Source organism: Clostridium drakei, assembly GCF_000633595.2.
Taxonomy (GTDB): Bacteria; Bacillota; Clostridia; order Clostridiales; family Clostridiaceae; genus Clostridium_AM; species Clostridium_AM drakei.
Map to the genome: position 1 here is coordinate 34,392 of NZ_JIBU02000032.1, position 17,181 is coordinate 51,572.

Genomic DNA, 17,181 nt, shown 5'->3' on the forward strand with positions numbered 1-17,181 from the left:
TAGAGGCAAACTAATGTCAATTAATGCTTGCTTAGTTTAATATTTTTGTTTGTGAAACAACATTAGAGAGATGTCTACAAGCTTTTAAAAAAATATTGGGAGGTAAAAACAATGGCAAATTTAATAAGCCCGATGACAGGTAAAGTACTTGAAATCAACATCAAGGTAGGTCAAGAAATTACTGATGAAGACGCTGAATTATTTATAATAGAAGCCATGAAAATGGAAAACACAGTATCTGGAGTTGTAGGGACAGTAAAAGAAATAAAGGCCAATGTGGGTGATATAGTACATGAGGACGATGTTATAGCAATAATTGAATAAAAAGCTATAGATTTTATTAATACAAATGTACTATTTAAGTTCGTGTATAGATGCTGGTAAGAATTCATACTATATGGGTTTTTATTGATCAATTATTGTAATTTAGCATATAACATAACTTTAAGCATCTGTCTTAGAGTTGATTGATTTTTCACTATTTGAAAATAATTTTGATAGGATTTTGATAAATTACTCTCATCTAGAACTTGAATTAATAACCTTATAGAATCGTCTTCTTCAATTATGTATTCAGTACTTAGATTAGAGGTAATTTTAATTAATAAAGGCTACTACAAGTGGTATAATATTCTCATATAATTAAATTTTACACTTTTTCCCGGGCTTTTTTAGTCCGGGAATCGTATTTTTTGTAAGAAAAAAGCTGTTGCACTAATTTCTTAGTGTAACACCACCATGTGTAGTATTTAAACTGATATTTAATTGAACATATGTTCATTAAACAGCTATATAATAGGATATGTTTCATACTATTTTGAAGAATTTCTTTGAACACCAGGATGAAGCTTAAAGGTTAAAAAATTAGGCAAATCAACATTTGTGGAATTCTGTAAGCTACTAATTTAATATAAATAATGGAGGAAAAGAGGTTATATTGTATCCTTAAGCATTAGAAACAAAATGCATAGTATAAATTATATGTTATTTCATAATTTATAAAATATTAAACTATTTTAATGGGGGTGTTGCATTAAAATAAAATACTACAATAATATTGCCAGTAAACTTAATGCAACAGTTCCAGCATTTATCATTCCGGACTCCACACCTTGAACTTTCATTGTAATCAACCCCTTTAATTTTATATAGTGCAGCTGAGAAAAATCCTCATTCACTGTCCTTCTGCCTTCTGAAAAGTTGAGTAATTTAAAAAATATAATAGATCAAAGTTTGAAATTAGCTCTTATGTAATTGTTTTAGATTTTTCAGTATAATGTTATAATAGTATTACCAAAATGTAACTAAAATACAATAGTAAGGGAGAAGTGCAGAAATGTATTCAAAAATCCAATTTATAATTATAACATTTATAGTTTTAATTTTTAACACAGCATTGATATACAATCCTGTTAAAGCATCTACAGAATTTGTAACAAGGATAAGTGGTGCTAATAGATATGAAACGGCTGCTAAAGTTGCTACAACAAATTGGAAAACTTCATATAATGTTGTATTAGTATCAGGTGAAGGATATGCAGATGCGGTAAGTGCTTCAGCATTAGCTAAGAAATTAGATGCACCTATACTTTTAACTTCATCAGATGTACTTAGTTCAGAAACACAAATTGCACTGGAGACATTAAAACCAATGAATATATATATCGTTGGTGGAAATTCTTCAATTTCACAAAACATAAGAAATAGTCTTAAATTTAAATATACTTCAATAGAGTTAAGTGGGTCTAATAGATATGAAACTAACCTATCAGTAGCTAAAGAATTAGTTAAATTAGGAGTCAGTGCTAGCAATGTTATGGTAGTTGGTGGTGAAGGATTTGCTGATGCACTTTCTGTGGCACCAATAGCAGCAGCAAAAGGACAAATACTACTATTAGCAAATAATAATAAGAGTCTAATGCAATCAACAATTAATTTTGTAAATGATAACAAATCAACTGTCACAATTGTCGGGACTTGGGATGTTATAAGTGATTCTATAAAAGATGCTTTTGGAACAAATACTACACGAGTGAACGGGGGATCAGATAGATTTGATACTAACTTAAAGATATTAAAGGCATTTAGTAGTGATCTAAATAACGATAAGGTATATATAGCAAATGCAAGTTCATCAACACCAGATAATATGTATGCTGATGCATTGGTTGCATCTGTTTTGGCAGGAAAATATGCAGCACCACTTATATTAGTTGATAAAGATGGGTCAGTGGCAACGACTAATGCTATACGATGTATTAGGGATATAGCTTCAAAAAATACTTATGTATATATAATCGGAGGAAATGAAGTTGTTACAGATAACATATTTAATACTATAGAAAATATAATAACTACTATATTTCATGTATATATTCCTAAAGAATAATGCGAATTTGATGTAAACTGTAAAGCTTAAATAATTAACAAAGGAGAATTAGGATTATGTATAAAAACATTATATTTGATTTAGGAAATGTATTATTAAATTTTAAGCCAAAGGAATATCTGAAAGCGAAAATTACTGAAATTAATAAGGTTTCAGAAATATATAAAGAAATATTTCAAAGTGAGCAATGGGAAATGCTTGATAGAGGAACTATTACTGAAGAAGATGCTATAAATATTATAATTAAAAAAAGTATAAAAAATGAAGAATTAATTAAGATTGCTTTTGAAAATTGGTATGAACTTCTTACACCTATTGAAGATTCAATTAAGGTTTTGAGAGAATTAAAAAGTGAAGGATATAAGATTTATTTTTTATCTAATTTTCATTTACTGGCATTTGAATATGTAACTAATAAATATGATTTTTTTAAACTATTTGATGGAGGAATTGTTTCCTATAAAGAAAAATTATTGAAGCCTGAAGAGAAAATATACAAAAGAATAATAGATGAATATGACATAGAGCCTAAGAAATCAATTTTTATAGATGATGTAGAAAGTAATGTTGAATATGCAAGAAAACTTAATTTTGGAGCCATACTATTTAAAAATCCTAAGGATTTAAGAGGAAAACTGAAAAGTTATAATGTATATATATAGTTTTTTAACATGCTATAGCCCAAGATGGGATATATCTAAGGCTGTGGCATATTTTAAATACTCAAGAGCTAATATGATATAAAATAAATGAAATTTATTTTAAGTTTAGTAAATTCGTTATGTTTCCACCTAGTACTTGTTCAGCAGTTTTTGCATCTTTACTGCTTATCTCAATCATTTTTTTAAATAATAGAGGATTTCCATAAGGTGCATCTGAGCTAAATAATGTACGTTCAGGTAATTGCTTAATTGCCATGGCAGGAGCCAAAATTGTATACTTTCATCATTGATAGCTGTTTTTCTGTTGGAAACATTACATGAGCGTGACTGTCAATTATCATTTTAAATTTCCTTCTTTCTTAAATTAACTAATTTATTTAAACAATTGTTATTGTGGTATTTTTAGGATTATTCAAGCTTGAAAATAATCTCTGATTGATATCAGATAAGTTTTTCTATTTAAGAGAATAGCATTAAAAGTAATTTATTTAAAGTACGCACAAATTTGAAACGTAGTGTAGTAAATGATACTATAATGTTGTAAATTGAAATTTGTAAAGGTGGGTTAAGATGGCAAAGTCAAAGCAAATAATAGAGCAATGTCCTATGGATGTAACTATAAATATATTGAGTGGAAAGTGGAAAATGTCAATTCTTTGGCACTTATCAAAGGGTGTAATTAGATTTAATGAATTACAAAGATTATTAAATAACATTACTCAAAAAACATTGACACTTCAATTAAGAGAATTAGAAAGAGATGGTATAATTTATAGGAAGATTTATGCAGAAGTTCCTCCTAAAGTAGAATATGGACTTAGCAAGCTGGGTGAAAGCATGAAGCCCATCTTAAAGTCAATGTGTGATTGGGGAAAAAATTATCAAAAAATACATATGTAAGGGAGATAACAACATGAGTATAAAAATGATTCACCATGTTTGCATTCAAACAGAAAAATATAAGGAATCACTTAAATTTTACACTGAAATATTAGGTTTTGAGTTAGTTAAAGAAACAGCCAATTTTCACAAACGAGATTTTAACACATGGTTAAAACTAGGAACATTTATGATTGAGTTGCAAACGGCTAAACAAGGAGACAAGTTAAATAATTGGAGTTCATTGAATGAGGGCATAGTACATATATGTTTTTTAGTTGATGATGTTCATGAAGAATTTAATAGAATAAAAAAATTAGGTTATAGCAATTTTAAGATTAAGAATGGAGAGGAAATTTATAAAGTTGAAGATGGATATTTATTTAAAATTAAAGCACCAGAAGGTACTGAAATTGAAATAAGAGATGTGCTTATATCTAATAGTTAGTATGCAAATGGATATATTTTAGCCCTTGATGGTGGTTGGTCAGTAAGATAATATAACACAATATACTGACATTTTAAAGTTATTTTTGTATTATTAAACAAAAATAGCTTTATTAAATTTAGTTCAACTGTTAATATATCAATATTAATTAAAAACAAAGATATTAACGAAAGGAGTTGAATAATTAGTGGGATGGGAGTTGAAAAATACTCACTCACTAATAAGAGTATGAGTTTATTAAAAAAGTTTTTTGCATTAATTATATTTGTATTAATTTTAGCTGTAGTGAGATTTAACTTGATAGAATTGCATGTGTTTGGAATATTTGTAATAATGCCATTGCTATTTTATATAAGTTTAAAATTTATAAACTATAATAAAAAAATGATGAAAAACTATTTTGGAATTGATATAGAGTTAAATGAAGATGATATAACTTATATAAAAAATATTTATGAAAAAAAGATTAAGAGAAATAGTATTTTGGTACTTGCTATGACTCCATTTGTTTATTATATAGAATTTTTTATTAATGAAAATTATAAAGTATTCAACATCTTCTTTCTAAATAGAATACTTCAAGGTCCATTTTTATTTGGAGCTATTATATTATTGATCACAACACCAATATTTGTTAAAAAGGACTATTTAAAAAGAATAAAATTCAAAAAATAAAGAAGGCTGATTTCCTTCTTTATTAAATCATAATATTTATGTTATTTTACAGGTTCCTTAGCTACAAAACTGTAAGCGGATTTAACATCTCCTCTACCATTATAAACAGCCTGCATTGGGTATGGAAATAATGGTCGGCTTATATCTTGGAATGGTTTGTCCTTAGAACCGTGTGCAACAATCATAGTAGGAGCTTTATCTTTTTCTACCCACTCTTGAATGGCTGTTAAGGCATCAAATTGATCAGTTGCAGGACCTCCTTCAACATGATTCATGCCGGGAATTAAAAAAAGTTTTGCAAATTTTTGGGTTTCTTTTAGTCCACCGTTTGCTTCTACAAGATTATTATAATAATTAATTGTATCATAAGCGGAAAAAACTGGGTCAGCCATACCGTGGTATAGAATTAATTTTCCACCTAATTTTCTAAATGGTTCAAGATACGTTGACACATTATTGATGAATGAAGATGATAGGATCAACTTTGAAGGATCAGTGTCAAAATCATAATCTAAGGACCATTCTAATGCTTTACTAGAATCATATTCTTCTGGAATAGGAGTTGTAAATACACGGGACATGCTTTCTACACCAAGAGAAACATTTCTTGGTGGACATTCTTCTGTTCCTAAAGTCCACAAACGCCATTCTGGATCTAAAATTCCTGGGTCCCAGGGCCAATTGGAATATAATATGTTACCTTTAGAATCTTTAGGTCCATCAAATAATAGTTTTAAAGCATTTATTTGTTCATCAGTTAATCCTAGCGAATTCTCAGTTTTTCTAGGTAATGTTGATGGATCGAATTTTCTAGCAGCATTCATGTCTAAAATGATACCATCTTCTAAGCCATCGTCACCATCAAATTGTTTCAATATAGCATCTGCAACAAGTTTCATGTCATCCTCAGAGAAGGCAGTATGTATAAGTGGTTTACCATTTTCATCTTTTTTTGAAATTTTTCCAAAGATCTGATTAGCCCACATTTCTGCAATAGCTGCATTTGTTAAATTCAAAGCAGGTGCACCTGAAACAATTCCATCAAAATATCCAGGAAAACGTTGAGTCATAGCTAGGGCTTGTCTCCCACCATTTGATGCACCCATAAAATATGAATACTTAGGTAGCTTTCCATAATAATTTTTAATAATGGATTTTGCTGTAATAGTTACTTGATTTATGGCATTGTATCCATAATCAATTCTTGCTTGTTGATCGTAACCGAATTTACAATCAGTATTGCCTTGATGTCCACCATCTGTAGCAACTGTTGCAAAGCCTCTGGATAAAGCAGGAACTTTGCCAACTTTTCTTATACCTATTCTAGAAGGTATAATGCCATCACTGCCGCCGCCACCTTCAAAGTAAAAGCGCTCATTCCATTCATTAGGAAGACATAATTCAAAACCAATATAGTATTCAGCAGGACCATCAGATCCTATACCAATTCGTTCATTGATTCTTCCTTCAATCTTGTAATAATCAGGTAGAATAACATTTTCGCTATCAACAATAACTATAGAACCACTCATTTTAGTTATAGTTACTATGGTAGTATTGTTTTGAAATTTAAAATTTTTTATAGAGGCAGCGTCTACTTTAGGATGTATTTCGGTAGATACCACTGGTGAGTTTAAGATATCTTTTAATTTAGATTGTTTTTCCATTAAGCATTCCTCCGTACTATTTAACTTTAGGTATAACTTTTCAAGCAGTTAGTTTCCCTATTATTTGACTTGTATAATTTGGTATTATTATAATTACTTAATTATAGAACATTTTTAATACTATGTCTAAATGCATTTATATATTAATGTTTCTAGTGCTATTTTTATATTTTCGCCTTTACTAATAAAAAGAGTATCATTTAGTCAAGAATACTTTTTAATGTAAATTTTTTTTAACAAATGCATAAACTATTTATAATATTCCAGTGTTACCATATGTATGAAAAACATGGAACACATGGAGGTATATAAATGCAACAAATAATAGAAAAATTGGATTCCGTTGATAGTAGAATTCAAATAAGAAAAGGAATTTTAAAAAAATTAGAACCATATTTTTATCTTATACCTTGTTTAATTATCTTTTTAGCTTTTACTTATTTTCCATTCTTTAAAACTATTTATTTGAGTTTATTTAATACTAATGCTCAAGGTGAAATGGGCTCTTTTGCAGGAGTAACAAACTATATAGAACTTTTTAAATCACCTTCCTTTATAAATAGCATATTAGTTACATTTAAATTTGTAATTTTAACCACATTCCCAGCTATCTTAATAGGACTTATTACAGCTTTATTATGTAATAATAAATTGAAATTTAAAGGTATTTTTAATACAATGTATGCTATGCCAATGGCTGTATCATCAGCATCTGCTTCTATTATTTGGCTTCTGCTTTTTAATCCAAGTATAGGCTTAATTAACTATGTACTTAAAAAAAACATAGGATGGCTTACTAGTCCATTTGGGGGATTAATTGCAGTATCTATTGTTACTATCTGGATGAATAGTTGTATAAATTTTATATTCATTACAGCTGGTCTTCAAAATATTCCCAAAGAATTAAAAGAAAGCGCTTCAATAGATGGAGCAAATTATTTTCAGTGCTTGAAAAATGTAATATTACCATGTTTGTCACCAACTTTATTCTTTGTATTAGTAATCAATATAATAAATGGATTTCAAACTTTTGGACAAATAAACATCATGACTTTAGGGGGGCCAGGAGAAGCTACTAATGTGCTTGTATATTCAATATATAGAGATGCATTTTTTAATAATAAATTTGGTATAGCCAGTGCTGAGTCCATAATTCTTTTTATAATAATGTTTATTATAACAATGATTCAATTTAGATATGAAAAAAATAAAGTGTTTTATAACTAATGGAGGTGAGACAGAAATGAATAAAAAATTAAATAAAGTACTTCTTTATGTAGTAAATCTAGTATTTGCATTAATGGCTGTAGCACCACTTTTATATGCATTACTTATTAGTATAATGCCGCCAGAGCAGATATTTTCTTTTCCACCTAAGATGATACCAAAGAGCTTTTATATTCAAAATTATATAGATGCATTGAATACAGCACCAATAATAAAATTTATAGTGAACAGTTTTGTTGTATCATTATTGGTAACTTTGGGTCAGGTTATAACTTCTTGTATGGCAGCATTTGCTTTTTCTTTTTTTAACTTTAAGGGAAAAAATATATTATTTGTGTTAATGCTAGCAACAATGATGATTCCAGCTGAAGCAATTATGATATCTAATTATTTAACAGTAGGATCATTTGGGTGGTTAGATAGCTATAAAGCTCTTGTAGTACCATATTTAAGTTCAGCTATGGGAATATTTATGATGAGACAATATTATTTAACACTGCCTAAAGAGTTATATGAAGCAGCTAAAATTGATGGATGCAATAGTTTGAAGTTTTTAATAAAAATAGTAATGCCTATGTCAAAACCAGTAGTAGGTTCATTGGGAGTGTATACTTTTTTAGTAACTTGGAATCAATATCTATGGCCATTACTTGTGACAAGTAAAGACAGTTCAAGAACGGTACAAATAGGAATAAGTATGCTTCAGTTTTCAGAAAACCAATCCTTTGGTCTTATAATGGCAGGTATTGTAATGGTAATATTACCTTCCATACTGATCTTTATATTTGGACAAAAACAACTTGTAGAAGGTATGACATCAGGTGCAGTAAAGGGTTAATAATATAATAGTTTAAATATTAAATGTATTTTGAGAGGAGAAAAGTAATGAAAAAGAGACTTATAAGTTTAATAACAGCATCTTTAATGGTAACTGGTATGTTAGCAGGATGCGGAAACGGTAGTAATAGTGCTTCAGGAAGTGGAAAACCAACAGAAATAACCTTTTGGCATTCAATGGGAGGAAAGAATGGACAGGCAATAACTAAAATGGTAAATGACTTTAATAGTTCACATAAAGACATTAAAGTAAATGCTCAGTACCAAGGAAAGTATGATGAAGCTATAAATAAGTTAAAAAGTGCTAAGAAGGGAAATGGTGGACCAGATGTTATGCAAGTATATGATATTGGTACCAGATTTATGATTGATAGTAAATGGGTTGTTCCAATGCAAAAATTTATAGATGCAGAAAAATATGATACATCTCAATTGGAACCTAATATATTAGGATATTATACAGTTAATAATAAACTTTATTCAATGCCATTTAATACATCAACTCCAATACTATATTATAATAAGACTGCTTTTAAAGAAGCGGGATTAGATCCTAATAATCCTCCCAAAACCTTTGAGGATATAGAAAAATGTGCAGCTGCTTTGGCAAAAAAAGATGGTTCAGGAAATGTCAGTCAATATGGATATGCTATGGCCATATATGGTTGGTTCTTTGAACAATTTATTGTAAAGCAAGGTGCTAACTATGAAAATAATGGCAATGGAAGAGAGTCAGCACCAACAGTAGTAGAATTTGATAAAAATGGATCAGCATTAAAGGTATTAAAAGAGTGGAAAAAGTTAGTTGATTCCGGTAATGTAGGTAACTTTGGAAGAAATGAAGATGATACTGAAAATGCTTTTATTGCAGGTAAGACAGCAATGTATATTGAATCTACAGCGGATTTAAAATCAGATTTGAGTGCTATTGGAGGAAGATTTGAACTTGGAACAGCATTTTTGCCATCTTTTGAAGGAGTAAATGATGGTGGTGTCTCAATAGGTGGAGCTTCACTATGGGCTTTAGATAATAAAGATGAAGCAAAGCAAAAGGCAACTTGGGAATTTATAAAATTTATGGTATCACCTGATGAACAAGCTTATTGGAATACACAAACAGGATATTTTCCAGTAACACAAAAGGCTTATGATGTTCAAGTTATGAAGGATAATTTGAAGAAATATCCTCAATTCCAAACTGCTATAGATCAGTTACATGCATCACCAAAGACAGCTAAGGGTGCATTAATGTCTGTATTCCCAGAAGCAAGACAAACTGTTGAAAAGAATATAGAAGAAATGCTTCAAAGCAAGCAGACCCCTGAAGAAGCAGTTAAAAATTCAGCAACGAGTATAAATGAAGCTATTGATAAATATAATAAATCTAATAAATAATTCATTAAAACTAGTTTTAGCTAAAATGAAGGGGATGAGGATGTTGCATTAAGATAACTAATAAGCTTGTTTTGCTAACGCAAAATGAGCTTTAAACTTATATTAGTCAGCAATGTTTCGCTTTAGCCAAACGAGTTATTAAAAGTTTAATTAAAGATTTTTCTTAGCAAAGCGGAGAAAAATCATCCTTCACTGTCCTCTGTCAGTTGTCCTCTGTCCTCTGAAATAGTTTGTAATGAATATAAAGGAGATTTTATACATGAAAAAAAGTTTAAATATTGCACATAGAGGATTTAGTGGTAACTATCCTGAAAATACTATGCTTGCATTTAAAAAAGCTGTAGAAGCAGGTTGTGATGGAATTGAAACAGATTTGCATATGACAAAGGATGGAATTATAGTTATTTGTCATGATGAAACTATAGATAGAACTACAAATGGCAGCGGTTTTATTAATGATTACAGTTATGAAGAACTATGTAAATTTGATTCAGGAATTAAGTTTGGTGAGGAATTTGAAAAAGAAAAAATTCCTACTATTGATGAATTTTTATATTATGTAAGGGATAAAGGTTTATTAATAAATTTGGAACTTAAAAATGATGTAATACATTACGATGAACTTGAGAAAAAAGTGATAGAAAAAGTTTATGAATATAATTTGCAAAATAAAGTAATATTGTCTTCATTCAATCATTATTCAATGATTAGAGTAAAAAAATATGATAGTAGTATCAAAACAGGGCTGCTGTGTGCAGCAACTCTTTATAATGTACAGGATTATGTAAAAGTAGTAGGAGCAGATGCACTTCATCCGTTTTATCCATCAGTAATGAATGAAAAAATAGTAACTTGTATTAAGAAAAATGGAATAAAGATTAATGCATATACAGTGAATGAAGAAATGCATATGAAAAAGCTTATAGAGTTAGGAGTAGATGGAATCATAACAAATTATCCAGATAGATTAAAAAAGATTTTATAAAGGAAGGTAGACGGTATGGCTAAATTAAGCTTAAAAAATATTAATAAATATTATGAAAATGGATATAGCGCAGTAAAAAATTTGAATTTAGAAATTGAAGATAAAGAATTTGTTGTATTAGTTGGACCTTCGGGATGTGGAAAGTCTACTACTCTTAGAATGATAGCAGGCTTGGAAGATATTTCTCAAGGAGAACTTTATATAGGAGACAATCTAGTTAATAATGTTGAACCTAAAGATAGAGATATTGCAATGGTATTTCAAAATTATGCTCTATATCCTCATATGAATGTATATAGGAATATGGCTTTTTCATTAGAAATTAATAAAGTTCATAAGGATCAAATAGATAAAAGAGTTAGAGAAGCAGCTGGAATTTTAGGTCTTGACAATTTTTTAAGAAGAAAACCTAAAGAGTTATCTGGTGGACAAAGGCAAAGGGTTGCACTTGGAAGAGCTATAGTTAGAGAACCAAAGGTATTTTTAATGGATGAACCTCTATCTAATTTGGATGCTAAGCTTAGAGTAACAATGAGAGTAGAGATTGCTAAGTTGCATAAAAAATTAAATACTACTTTTATATATGTTACACATGATCAAACCGAAGCTATGACAATGGGCACCAAAATTGTGGTAATGAATAATGGAATAGTTCAACAAGTTGGGTCTCCAATGGAGATTTATGATAATCCAGCAAATATATTTGTAGCTGGTTTTATAGGAAGTCCTCAAATGAACTTTATTAATGTACAAGTTATTAAAAAAAGTGGTAAAATTTTTGGAAGAATACAGGAAAATGATTTTCAATTTAGTGAAGATAAAGGTGAACAATTAAAAAAAGAAGGGTATGTGGATAAAACTATAAAATTAGGTGTGAGACCAGAACATATACATTTAACAGAAAGTATAAAAGAAAAACAAGAACATCATATCGTAATGGAAGCTGAAATAATGCTAGTTGAATTTTTAGGTGCAGAAACATATTTGCACTTAAAGTTAAAAGAATATAATGTTATAGCTAAGATAGCAGTAAATATAGATTTAAAAGTAGGCGATAAGGTGAAAATTTCTATAGATAATAGGTATACTCATACTTTTAATAATGAAACACAAAACTTAATATTTTAATATAGATATATTATTAAATATTAAGTTATATAGTAAATATACAGCTTAATTTGCATTATAATATGTAAATTAAGCTTTGTTTGCAAAACTAAACTATTGACATATTTTAATAGTAGGTGTATAATGAAGATGTTGAATATAAAGAAGGTGAAAAATTGAATAAAAAATTAATATTAATAACGTCTGATGTTATTGAAGAATGTTTATGCGAATCCCTTGATAGTCTTGAAAAAAGAGTTAAGACTACTCAAAAGATTAACATAATAAAAAGTAGAACTAGAAGACCATTGAAGTAGCTGCCTATGGCAGGTCTTTTTTGTTTTTTGATGAAAAATTAAACTTTTATTTGTAAATTTGTGTGTACTGCAAAAAATAAATAAATTTAATTTAAAAAAGGAAGCTGCTTTAAAAGTGCCTCCTTCTTGGATTCAAAACATAATTTATAAATAATTAAAAAATACTTTATGCACGATCATGAGTTACAACCCATCTGTACTTATGTGGAGCTACACCTTCATATTTGATAAATACTTTACTGAAGTATGAAGGATCTATGTATCCTACAGATAATGATATATTACTTATACTATTGTTAGTAGAAGCTAATAATTTTTTTGCTTTTTGTATGCGTATTTGTGAAACATAATCAATAAAATTAACTCCAGTATGACTTTTAAAATATCGGCTAAAGTATTGAGGGTTTAAATATACATGTGATGCTACAGATTCTAAGCTTATATTCTTATTGAAATTTTTATGAATGTAATTTATAGCTTCATTAATGGGATCTGATTTAGAGGAAGATTGTGCATCAATGAAATTATCATTAATGTTTGGCAATAAACCTATAACCTTATCCATAGATTGATACAATTCAGAAGGTCTAGCTGGTTTTAGAATATAGTCAATTACGCCTAGTTGTATAGCTCTTTTAGCAAAATCAAAATCATTATATGCGGTTAAAATTATAGTTTTAACATAGGGAAGAAACTGAGTAATAGACTCTAAGGCTTCTATACCATTTTTTTCTGGCATTTTTATATCCATAATAATTATTTCAGGTCTATATTTATAAGCCAAATCTATAGCTTCTATGCCTGTTTTGGCATCATTTATTATTTCTACATTGTCAAATTTTTTCTGGATAATAATTCTTAAAGCTTTACGTTCTAAGGATTCGTCTTCAGCAATAAGCAGCTTATACAAAAAACATACCTCCCATATAATAATATTTGTATTAAATACTAAATAAATGTAATTTTAAATTATAGCAGGTATAGTGACAGATACTTTTGTTCCCATAGGATAATTATTTTCTATTTTAATACCAAATTCTGGACCAAAATAGTATTTTATTCTTCCGTTTACATTTTGAATACCTAGACCAGTAGTGTTAGATGGTAAAGTAGTAGCATTGTTAGTTATCAGATTCATTTTTTCAGGTGTCATACCCACTCCATTATCAGATATTTCTATATTCATATTGCCGTTGAAGATTTTAGCTTTTATAGTAACTAATCCAGGATCCTTTTTGGGTTCTAGACCATGTATTATAGAATTTTCTACTAATGGTTGAAGTGTCATCACAGGAATTTTGTAATTTCTAATATTTTCGGGAACATCTATTTCAAAATGTAGTCTGTCATTGTATCTAGTAGTTTGAATGAAAAGATATTTTTCTATATTGTCTATTTCTGTATTTAATTGAACCATATTATCTGTATTTTTGAGACTATATCTAAGAATGTCAGAAAGGGCATATATGAGTTTTTCAGTATTTGGAGCATCTTCTATAAGAGACATTCTAGCTATAGTATTTAATGTATTAAATAAAAAGTGAGGATTTACTTGAGCTTGCAGAGACTTAAGCTGCATATCTTTGGCTAATTGTTGAAATTTCATTTTTTCTTTTGTTTCATCTAACAGCTCACCTTGAATTAAATTTGATATGCCCATCTTAGCAATTAAATTAGCAAATAGGTATAGAAATTCTGCCATATCTATTATTTTATTATATTCTAATACAATCACCTTATCTAAAGCTGCTTTAAGTTTTTCATATGGTAAGGAAAATTTCTCACTAAGTCCTTTTATATTAATAAAATTTCTGTTGTTTTTTTCCTTAACAAATACTTGTCCACAAAGCATAGCTCCTAGGTAGTAATTGTTTACTATTATAGGTGCAGAGAAATCTGTAAGTCCTGCATGGCAAGTATAAATTTCTGGTTTTCTTGATGATATGGATTTTAATCCTCCATTAGCATCACAATTAATACATTTCTTAAAGCCTTCATCAGAGCTTCTTATGAGGTTACAAAATTCAGAGAAATTACTTGGATTTACTATAGGGGTTCCCTTTTCATTTACTGTTATTGTCGACATATTAGTTAATTTTGAAAATTTATCTTGAATGTTCTGCACAGATATTATGTCTATTAGTTCTTCTAATTTATATTTTTTTGAAGTATTCATATAAACACCTCTTCAATTAAAAGTAAAAACATTAATTATATAATATCATAAAATAATAGATTTTTTATACTTATTTTCATATATGTATATTTTATGTATCATTTTTCAAAATTTTGTATAAAAGACATATATTAAATCACATGTAAATGGATATTGCAAAATGAGGATTTGCTAATATTGAGGATTTTTAGCAAATGCAGGTTGAAAATTATGAAAAAAAGATGTAAACTATTAGATGTACTAAATTTTAAGCATTGGAGTGATTGAATTTAATGAAAAAAAGTGTAATAAAAATACTTATAATGTGTGGATGCATTATTTTTTCTCAAACCATAAAAAATGATATGGTGTTTGCATCAGCAAATGATACAACAAATTCAAGTGCAATTACAACAGTTTCTTCAAAAGCTGTTAATAATATAGATAATGAAAATTTGCAAAAAAATACAAAAGATTCTAAGTATGTAAGCGCAGATATTGCAGGAATAACTTCAATTTCTAAGATGGATGTTCCTGTGGACAAAGCATGGAAAATAAAGTTTAATATGCCATTAGATTCTAGTTTAGTAAAAGATAAAATAAAAATTATAAATAGGGATACTGGAGTTGAAACAAGTTCAAGTGTATCTTTGAGTGAAAATGATACTATAGTTACTATTTCTGCACACTGTGATCCTAATAGTAATTATTCATTGATTATTGACAAAGATCTTAAGTCTAAAAATAATAAGTCATTAAATAGTCCGGTTTATGTAGAGTTTAAAACATCTGGACAAACTGCCTCAGCACCAGGAACAACAGACACATTAATATCTTATATAGATGATATTAATGTAACTATAAAAGAAAATGATAAATTCAGTTTTCCAAATACAATAGATGCAGCGATGTCTGATGGAACAAATAAAAAAGTAAATGTTTCATGGGACAAGCATGCAGATGTTTCAAGTAAACCAGGTACTTATACTTATTATGGAGTTATTGATGGATATTCAAAGAAAGTACGTTTGAATTTAACAATAACTGGGTTAGATTCACCAAGTAATTCAACAGATGAATTAGATATAGAGTCTACAAAGGATATTAATTTAACTGTTAAGCAATATGATAATTTTGCTGCACCTGATACAATTGATGGCATAACATCAGATGGGAAAGTTGTGAAGGTAAAAGTAAAGTGGGATAAGCCTATTACTACAGATAATGAAGCAGGAAAATATACTTATTATGGGACAGCTGAAGGATGTTTAGTAAAAGCAGTTTTAAATTTGACAATAACTGCTCCAGAAATAAACACTCATTCTGATTTTCAAAAAAATTTATATAATTATCTTTCGAATGCAGATAATAGACAATCTGTAATAGCAAGAGCAATAGAACTACATGGTGGAGACTTAAGTAACAATTGTGCATATTTTGCTAGTGAAGCTTTAAGAAGAGCAGGACTTAGTGATTTACCAGAAAGTGTTTGTAATACACGAACACTTACAGCTCAATTGTTGAGTCGTGGATGGAAAAAAAGTGATAATTTGGATGAACTTAAATCAGGAGATATATGCTTTACTATAGCTTATGACTCTACAGGTCCAACGCATACTTATGTTTTTATGAAGTGGGTTAATCCAGATGATCATAGGTATGCATACATATGTGATAATCAGGGTAATGAATACGAAGGAGATCCATATCATCAAAGAAATATAAATTTTGCTACAGAGACAAAAGATCCTATTGCTTACTTTATGTACATGCCTCAACAGTAATTTATAATGAATATCAATTTTATTCAAGTTTATACTTAAATAAAAATATTTAAGTAGAGTAAAATTTTACTCTACTTTTTTTTATCTGAATTTATATCAGTGTCAGTATATGTATAATTACCATTTGATGATTGCAATTCTATCTGATTTAACTTTGAATTTATAGCTTGTAATTGTGAATTTATCTGATTAAATAATTCTTTTACTTCTTTATCCAATGTCAAAACCCCTTTCTAATCTTAATTCAACTATATAATATCCTTAAACAAAAGTTTTATTCTTTAATTTGAAATTTGTAACCTGGGTTACCGATTTTGACTTATAAATTTAGTAAAATAAAGTCATAAGTTAATAAAATTGAATCTAATAAAAGAATTATTATATTTAGGAGGGCAAATATGAGAATTAATAAAGATACATTGATTGGAGATATACTAAAAATAAATTCTGAAGCTGCAGAAGTTTTAATGGCACATGGGATGGGATGTATAGGATGTCCATCAGCACAAATGGAGACTTTAGAGCAGGCAGTTGGAGTACATGGAATAGATTTAGAGAATTTACTTAGAGAATTAAATAAAGGAATAGAATAAAATTAAAGTTGCTAAGTTAAAAAAATATATCATTAATAATCAGGTGGGATAAGAATCCCAC

The 17,181-nt window shown here is 28.6% G+C and carries 19 protein-coding genes; 13 read left to right on the top strand and 6 right to left on the bottom strand.

From position 1 onward, the window contains the following. The first annotated feature begins 111 nt into the window (after positions 1-111). Complete coding sequence (locus EG57_RS0216625; protein WP_029160564.1) at positions 112-324, top strand: acyl-CoA carboxylase biotin carboxyl carrier protein subunit; 213 nt, start codon at positions 112-114, stop codon at positions 322-324. Between the two features lie 722 nt (positions 325-1,046). On the opposite strand, the gene EG57_RS27330 is transcribed toward EG57_RS0216625, so the two are convergent. After that, positions 1,047-1,178 (bottom strand): hypothetical protein, encoded by a 132-nt coding sequence (locus EG57_RS27330; protein WP_278246486.1) that lies wholly within the window; start codon positions 1,176-1,178, stop codon positions 1,047-1,049. 158 nt (positions 1,179-1,336) lie between these two features. Here EG57_RS27330 and EG57_RS0216630 point away from each other — a divergent pair, with 158 nt between their 5' ends. Together EG57_RS0216630 and EG57_RS0216635 are read left to right on the top strand one after the other, a co-directional pair. Beyond that, positions 1,337-2,389, top strand: coding sequence for a cell wall-binding repeat-containing protein (locus tag EG57_RS0216630; protein WP_032078306.1), 1,053 nt, complete (start codon positions 1,337-1,339; stop codon positions 2,387-2,389). A gap of 56 nt (positions 2,390-2,445) precedes the next feature. Further along, a complete protein-coding gene (locus EG57_RS0216635; protein WP_032078307.1) occupies positions 2,446-3,051 on the top strand; it encodes an HAD family hydrolase in 606 nt (201 codons plus the stop codon). Between the two features lie 94 nt (positions 3,052-3,145). On the opposite strand, the gene EG57_RS25935 is transcribed toward EG57_RS0216635, so the two are convergent. After that, positions 3,146-3,319, bottom strand: coding sequence for a hypothetical protein (locus EG57_RS25935; RefSeq protein ID WP_242859872.1), 174 nt, complete (start codon positions 3,317-3,319; stop codon positions 3,146-3,148). A gap of 302 nt (positions 3,320-3,621) precedes the next feature. On the opposite strand from EG57_RS25935, the gene EG57_RS0216640 reads away from it, so the two are divergent. From EG57_RS0216640 to EG57_RS0216650, 3 genes are all read left to right on the top strand, one after another. Further along, positions 3,622-3,951: a winged helix-turn-helix transcriptional regulator gene (locus EG57_RS0216640; protein WP_032078308.1), complete on the top strand. Its 330-nt coding sequence runs from the start codon at positions 3,622-3,624 to the stop codon at positions 3,949-3,951. Between the two features lie 13 nt (positions 3,952-3,964). Beyond that, complete coding sequence (locus tag EG57_RS0216645) at positions 3,965-4,378, top strand: VOC family protein (RefSeq protein WP_032078309.1); 414 nt, start codon at positions 3,965-3,967, stop codon at positions 4,376-4,378. A 192-nt stretch (positions 4,379-4,570) separates the two neighbouring features. Beyond that, positions 4,571-5,053: a hypothetical protein gene (locus EG57_RS0216650; protein WP_242859873.1), complete on the top strand. Its 483-nt coding sequence runs from the start codon at positions 4,571-4,573 to the stop codon at positions 5,051-5,053. Positions 5,054-5,094: 41 nt separating this feature from the next. On the opposite strand, the gene EG57_RS0216655 is transcribed toward EG57_RS0216650, so the two are convergent. After that, entirely contained in the window at positions 5,095-6,720 is a 1,626-nt protein-coding gene (locus EG57_RS0216655) for a tannase/feruloyl esterase family alpha/beta hydrolase (RefSeq protein WP_032078310.1), read from the bottom strand. 312 nt (positions 6,721-7,032) lie between these two features. Here EG57_RS0216655 and EG57_RS0216660 point away from each other — a divergent pair, with 312 nt between their 5' ends. The 5 genes from EG57_RS0216660 to EG57_RS0216680 all read left to right on the top strand — a co-directional run bounded on the left by EG57_RS0216660 (position 7,033) and on the right by EG57_RS0216680 (position 12,292). Then, positions 7,033-7,947 (top strand): carbohydrate ABC transporter permease, encoded by a 915-nt coding sequence (locus EG57_RS0216660; RefSeq protein WP_032078311.1) that lies wholly within the window; start codon positions 7,033-7,035, stop codon positions 7,945-7,947. A 16-nt stretch (positions 7,948-7,963) separates the two neighbouring features. Then, the gene (locus EG57_RS0216665) at positions 7,964-8,785 is read left to right on the top strand and encodes a carbohydrate ABC transporter permease (protein WP_032078333.1); all 822 of its coding nucleotides are present in this window, start codon (positions 7,964-7,966) and stop codon (positions 8,783-8,785) included. Positions 8,786-8,832: 47 nt separating this feature from the next. Then, positions 8,833-10,179, top strand: coding sequence for an ABC transporter substrate-binding protein (locus tag EG57_RS0216670; protein WP_032078312.1), 1,347 nt, complete (start codon positions 8,833-8,835; stop codon positions 10,177-10,179). 259 nt (positions 10,180-10,438) lie between these two features. Then, a complete protein-coding gene (locus EG57_RS0216675; protein ID WP_032078313.1) occupies positions 10,439-11,164 on the top strand; it encodes a glycerophosphodiester phosphodiesterase in 726 nt (241 codons plus the stop codon). A 15-nt stretch (positions 11,165-11,179) separates the two neighbouring features. After that, on the top strand, positions 11,180-12,292 hold the full coding sequence (locus EG57_RS0216680) for an ABC transporter ATP-binding protein (protein WP_032078314.1): 1,113 nt from the start codon (positions 11,180-11,182) through the stop codon (positions 12,290-12,292). Between the two features lie 462 nt (positions 12,293-12,754). Here EG57_RS0216680 and EG57_RS0216685 read toward each other — a convergent pair whose 3' ends face one another. Together EG57_RS0216685 and EG57_RS0216690 are read right to left on the bottom strand one after the other, a co-directional pair. After that, a complete protein-coding gene (locus EG57_RS0216685; RefSeq protein WP_032078315.1) occupies positions 12,755-13,498 on the bottom strand; it encodes a response regulator transcription factor in 744 nt (247 codons plus the stop codon). Positions 13,499-13,552: 54 nt separating this feature from the next. Further along, positions 13,553-14,764: a sensor histidine kinase gene (locus EG57_RS0216690; RefSeq protein ID WP_032078316.1), complete on the bottom strand. Its 1,212-nt coding sequence runs from the start codon at positions 14,762-14,764 to the stop codon at positions 13,553-13,555. Between the two features lie 272 nt (positions 14,765-15,036). Between EG57_RS0216690 and EG57_RS0216695 the strand changes: the two genes are divergently transcribed. Then, positions 15,037-16,527 carry an Ig-like domain-containing protein gene (locus tag EG57_RS0216695; protein ID WP_032078317.1) on the top strand — a complete coding sequence of 497 codons (1,491 nt, stop codon included), beginning with the start codon at positions 15,037-15,039 and terminating at the stop codon, positions 16,525-16,527. Between the two features lie 71 nt (positions 16,528-16,598). Here EG57_RS0216695 and EG57_RS26745 read toward each other — a convergent pair whose 3' ends face one another. Then, positions 16,599-16,745: a hypothetical protein gene (locus EG57_RS26745; protein WP_200880571.1), complete on the bottom strand. Its 147-nt coding sequence runs from the start codon at positions 16,743-16,745 to the stop codon at positions 16,599-16,601. 180 nt (positions 16,746-16,925) lie between these two features. Between EG57_RS26745 and EG57_RS0216700 the strand changes: the two genes are divergently transcribed. Continuing rightward, positions 16,926-17,120, top strand: coding sequence for a DUF1858 domain-containing protein (locus EG57_RS0216700; RefSeq protein WP_032078318.1), 195 nt, complete (start codon positions 16,926-16,928; stop codon positions 17,118-17,120). Positions 17,121-17,181: the final 61 nt, after the last annotated feature.

Coding starts and splice junctions, on each gene's coding strand:
- EG57_RS0216630 (WP_032078306.1), top strand. CDS start 1,337: ATGTATTCAAAAATCCAATTTATAATTATAACATTTATAGTTTTAATT.
- EG57_RS0216635 (WP_032078307.1), top strand. CDS start 2,446: ATGTATAAAAACATTATATTTGATTTAGGAAATGTATTATTAAATTTT.
- EG57_RS0216680 (WP_032078314.1), top strand. CDS start 11,180: ATGGCTAAATTAAGCTTAAAAAATATTAATAAATATTATGAAAATGGA.
- EG57_RS0216650 (WP_242859873.1), top strand. CDS start 4,571: ATGGGAGTTGAAAAATACTCACTCACTAATAAGAGTATGAGTTTATTA.
- EG57_RS0216675 (WP_032078313.1), top strand. CDS start 10,439: ATGAAAAAAAGTTTAAATATTGCACATAGAGGATTTAGTGGTAACTAT.
- EG57_RS0216660 (WP_032078311.1), top strand. CDS start 7,033: ATGCAACAAATAATAGAAAAATTGGATTCCGTTGATAGTAGAATTCAA.
- EG57_RS0216690 (WP_032078316.1), bottom strand. CDS start 14,764: ATGAATACTTCAAAAAAATATAAATTAGAAGAACTAATAGACATAATA.
- EG57_RS0216640 (WP_032078308.1), top strand. CDS start 3,622: ATGGCAAAGTCAAAGCAAATAATAGAGCAATGTCCTATGGATGTAACT.
- EG57_RS0216700 (WP_032078318.1), top strand. CDS start 16,926: ATGAGAATTAATAAAGATACATTGATTGGAGATATACTAAAAATAAAT.
- EG57_RS0216665 (WP_032078333.1), top strand. CDS start 7,964: ATGAATAAAAAATTAAATAAAGTACTTCTTTATGTAGTAAATCTAGTA.
- EG57_RS0216670 (WP_032078312.1), top strand. CDS start 8,833: ATGAAAAAGAGACTTATAAGTTTAATAACAGCATCTTTAATGGTAACT.
- EG57_RS0216655 (WP_032078310.1), bottom strand. CDS start 6,720: ATGGAAAAACAATCTAAATTAAAAGATATCTTAAACTCACCAGTGGTA.
- EG57_RS0216625 (WP_029160564.1), top strand. CDS start 112: ATGGCAAATTTAATAAGCCCGATGACAGGTAAAGTACTTGAAATCAAC.
- EG57_RS0216645 (WP_032078309.1), top strand. CDS start 3,965: ATGAGTATAAAAATGATTCACCATGTTTGCATTCAAACAGAAAAATAT.
- EG57_RS0216695 (WP_032078317.1), top strand. CDS start 15,037: ATGAAAAAAAGTGTAATAAAAATACTTATAATGTGTGGATGCATTATT.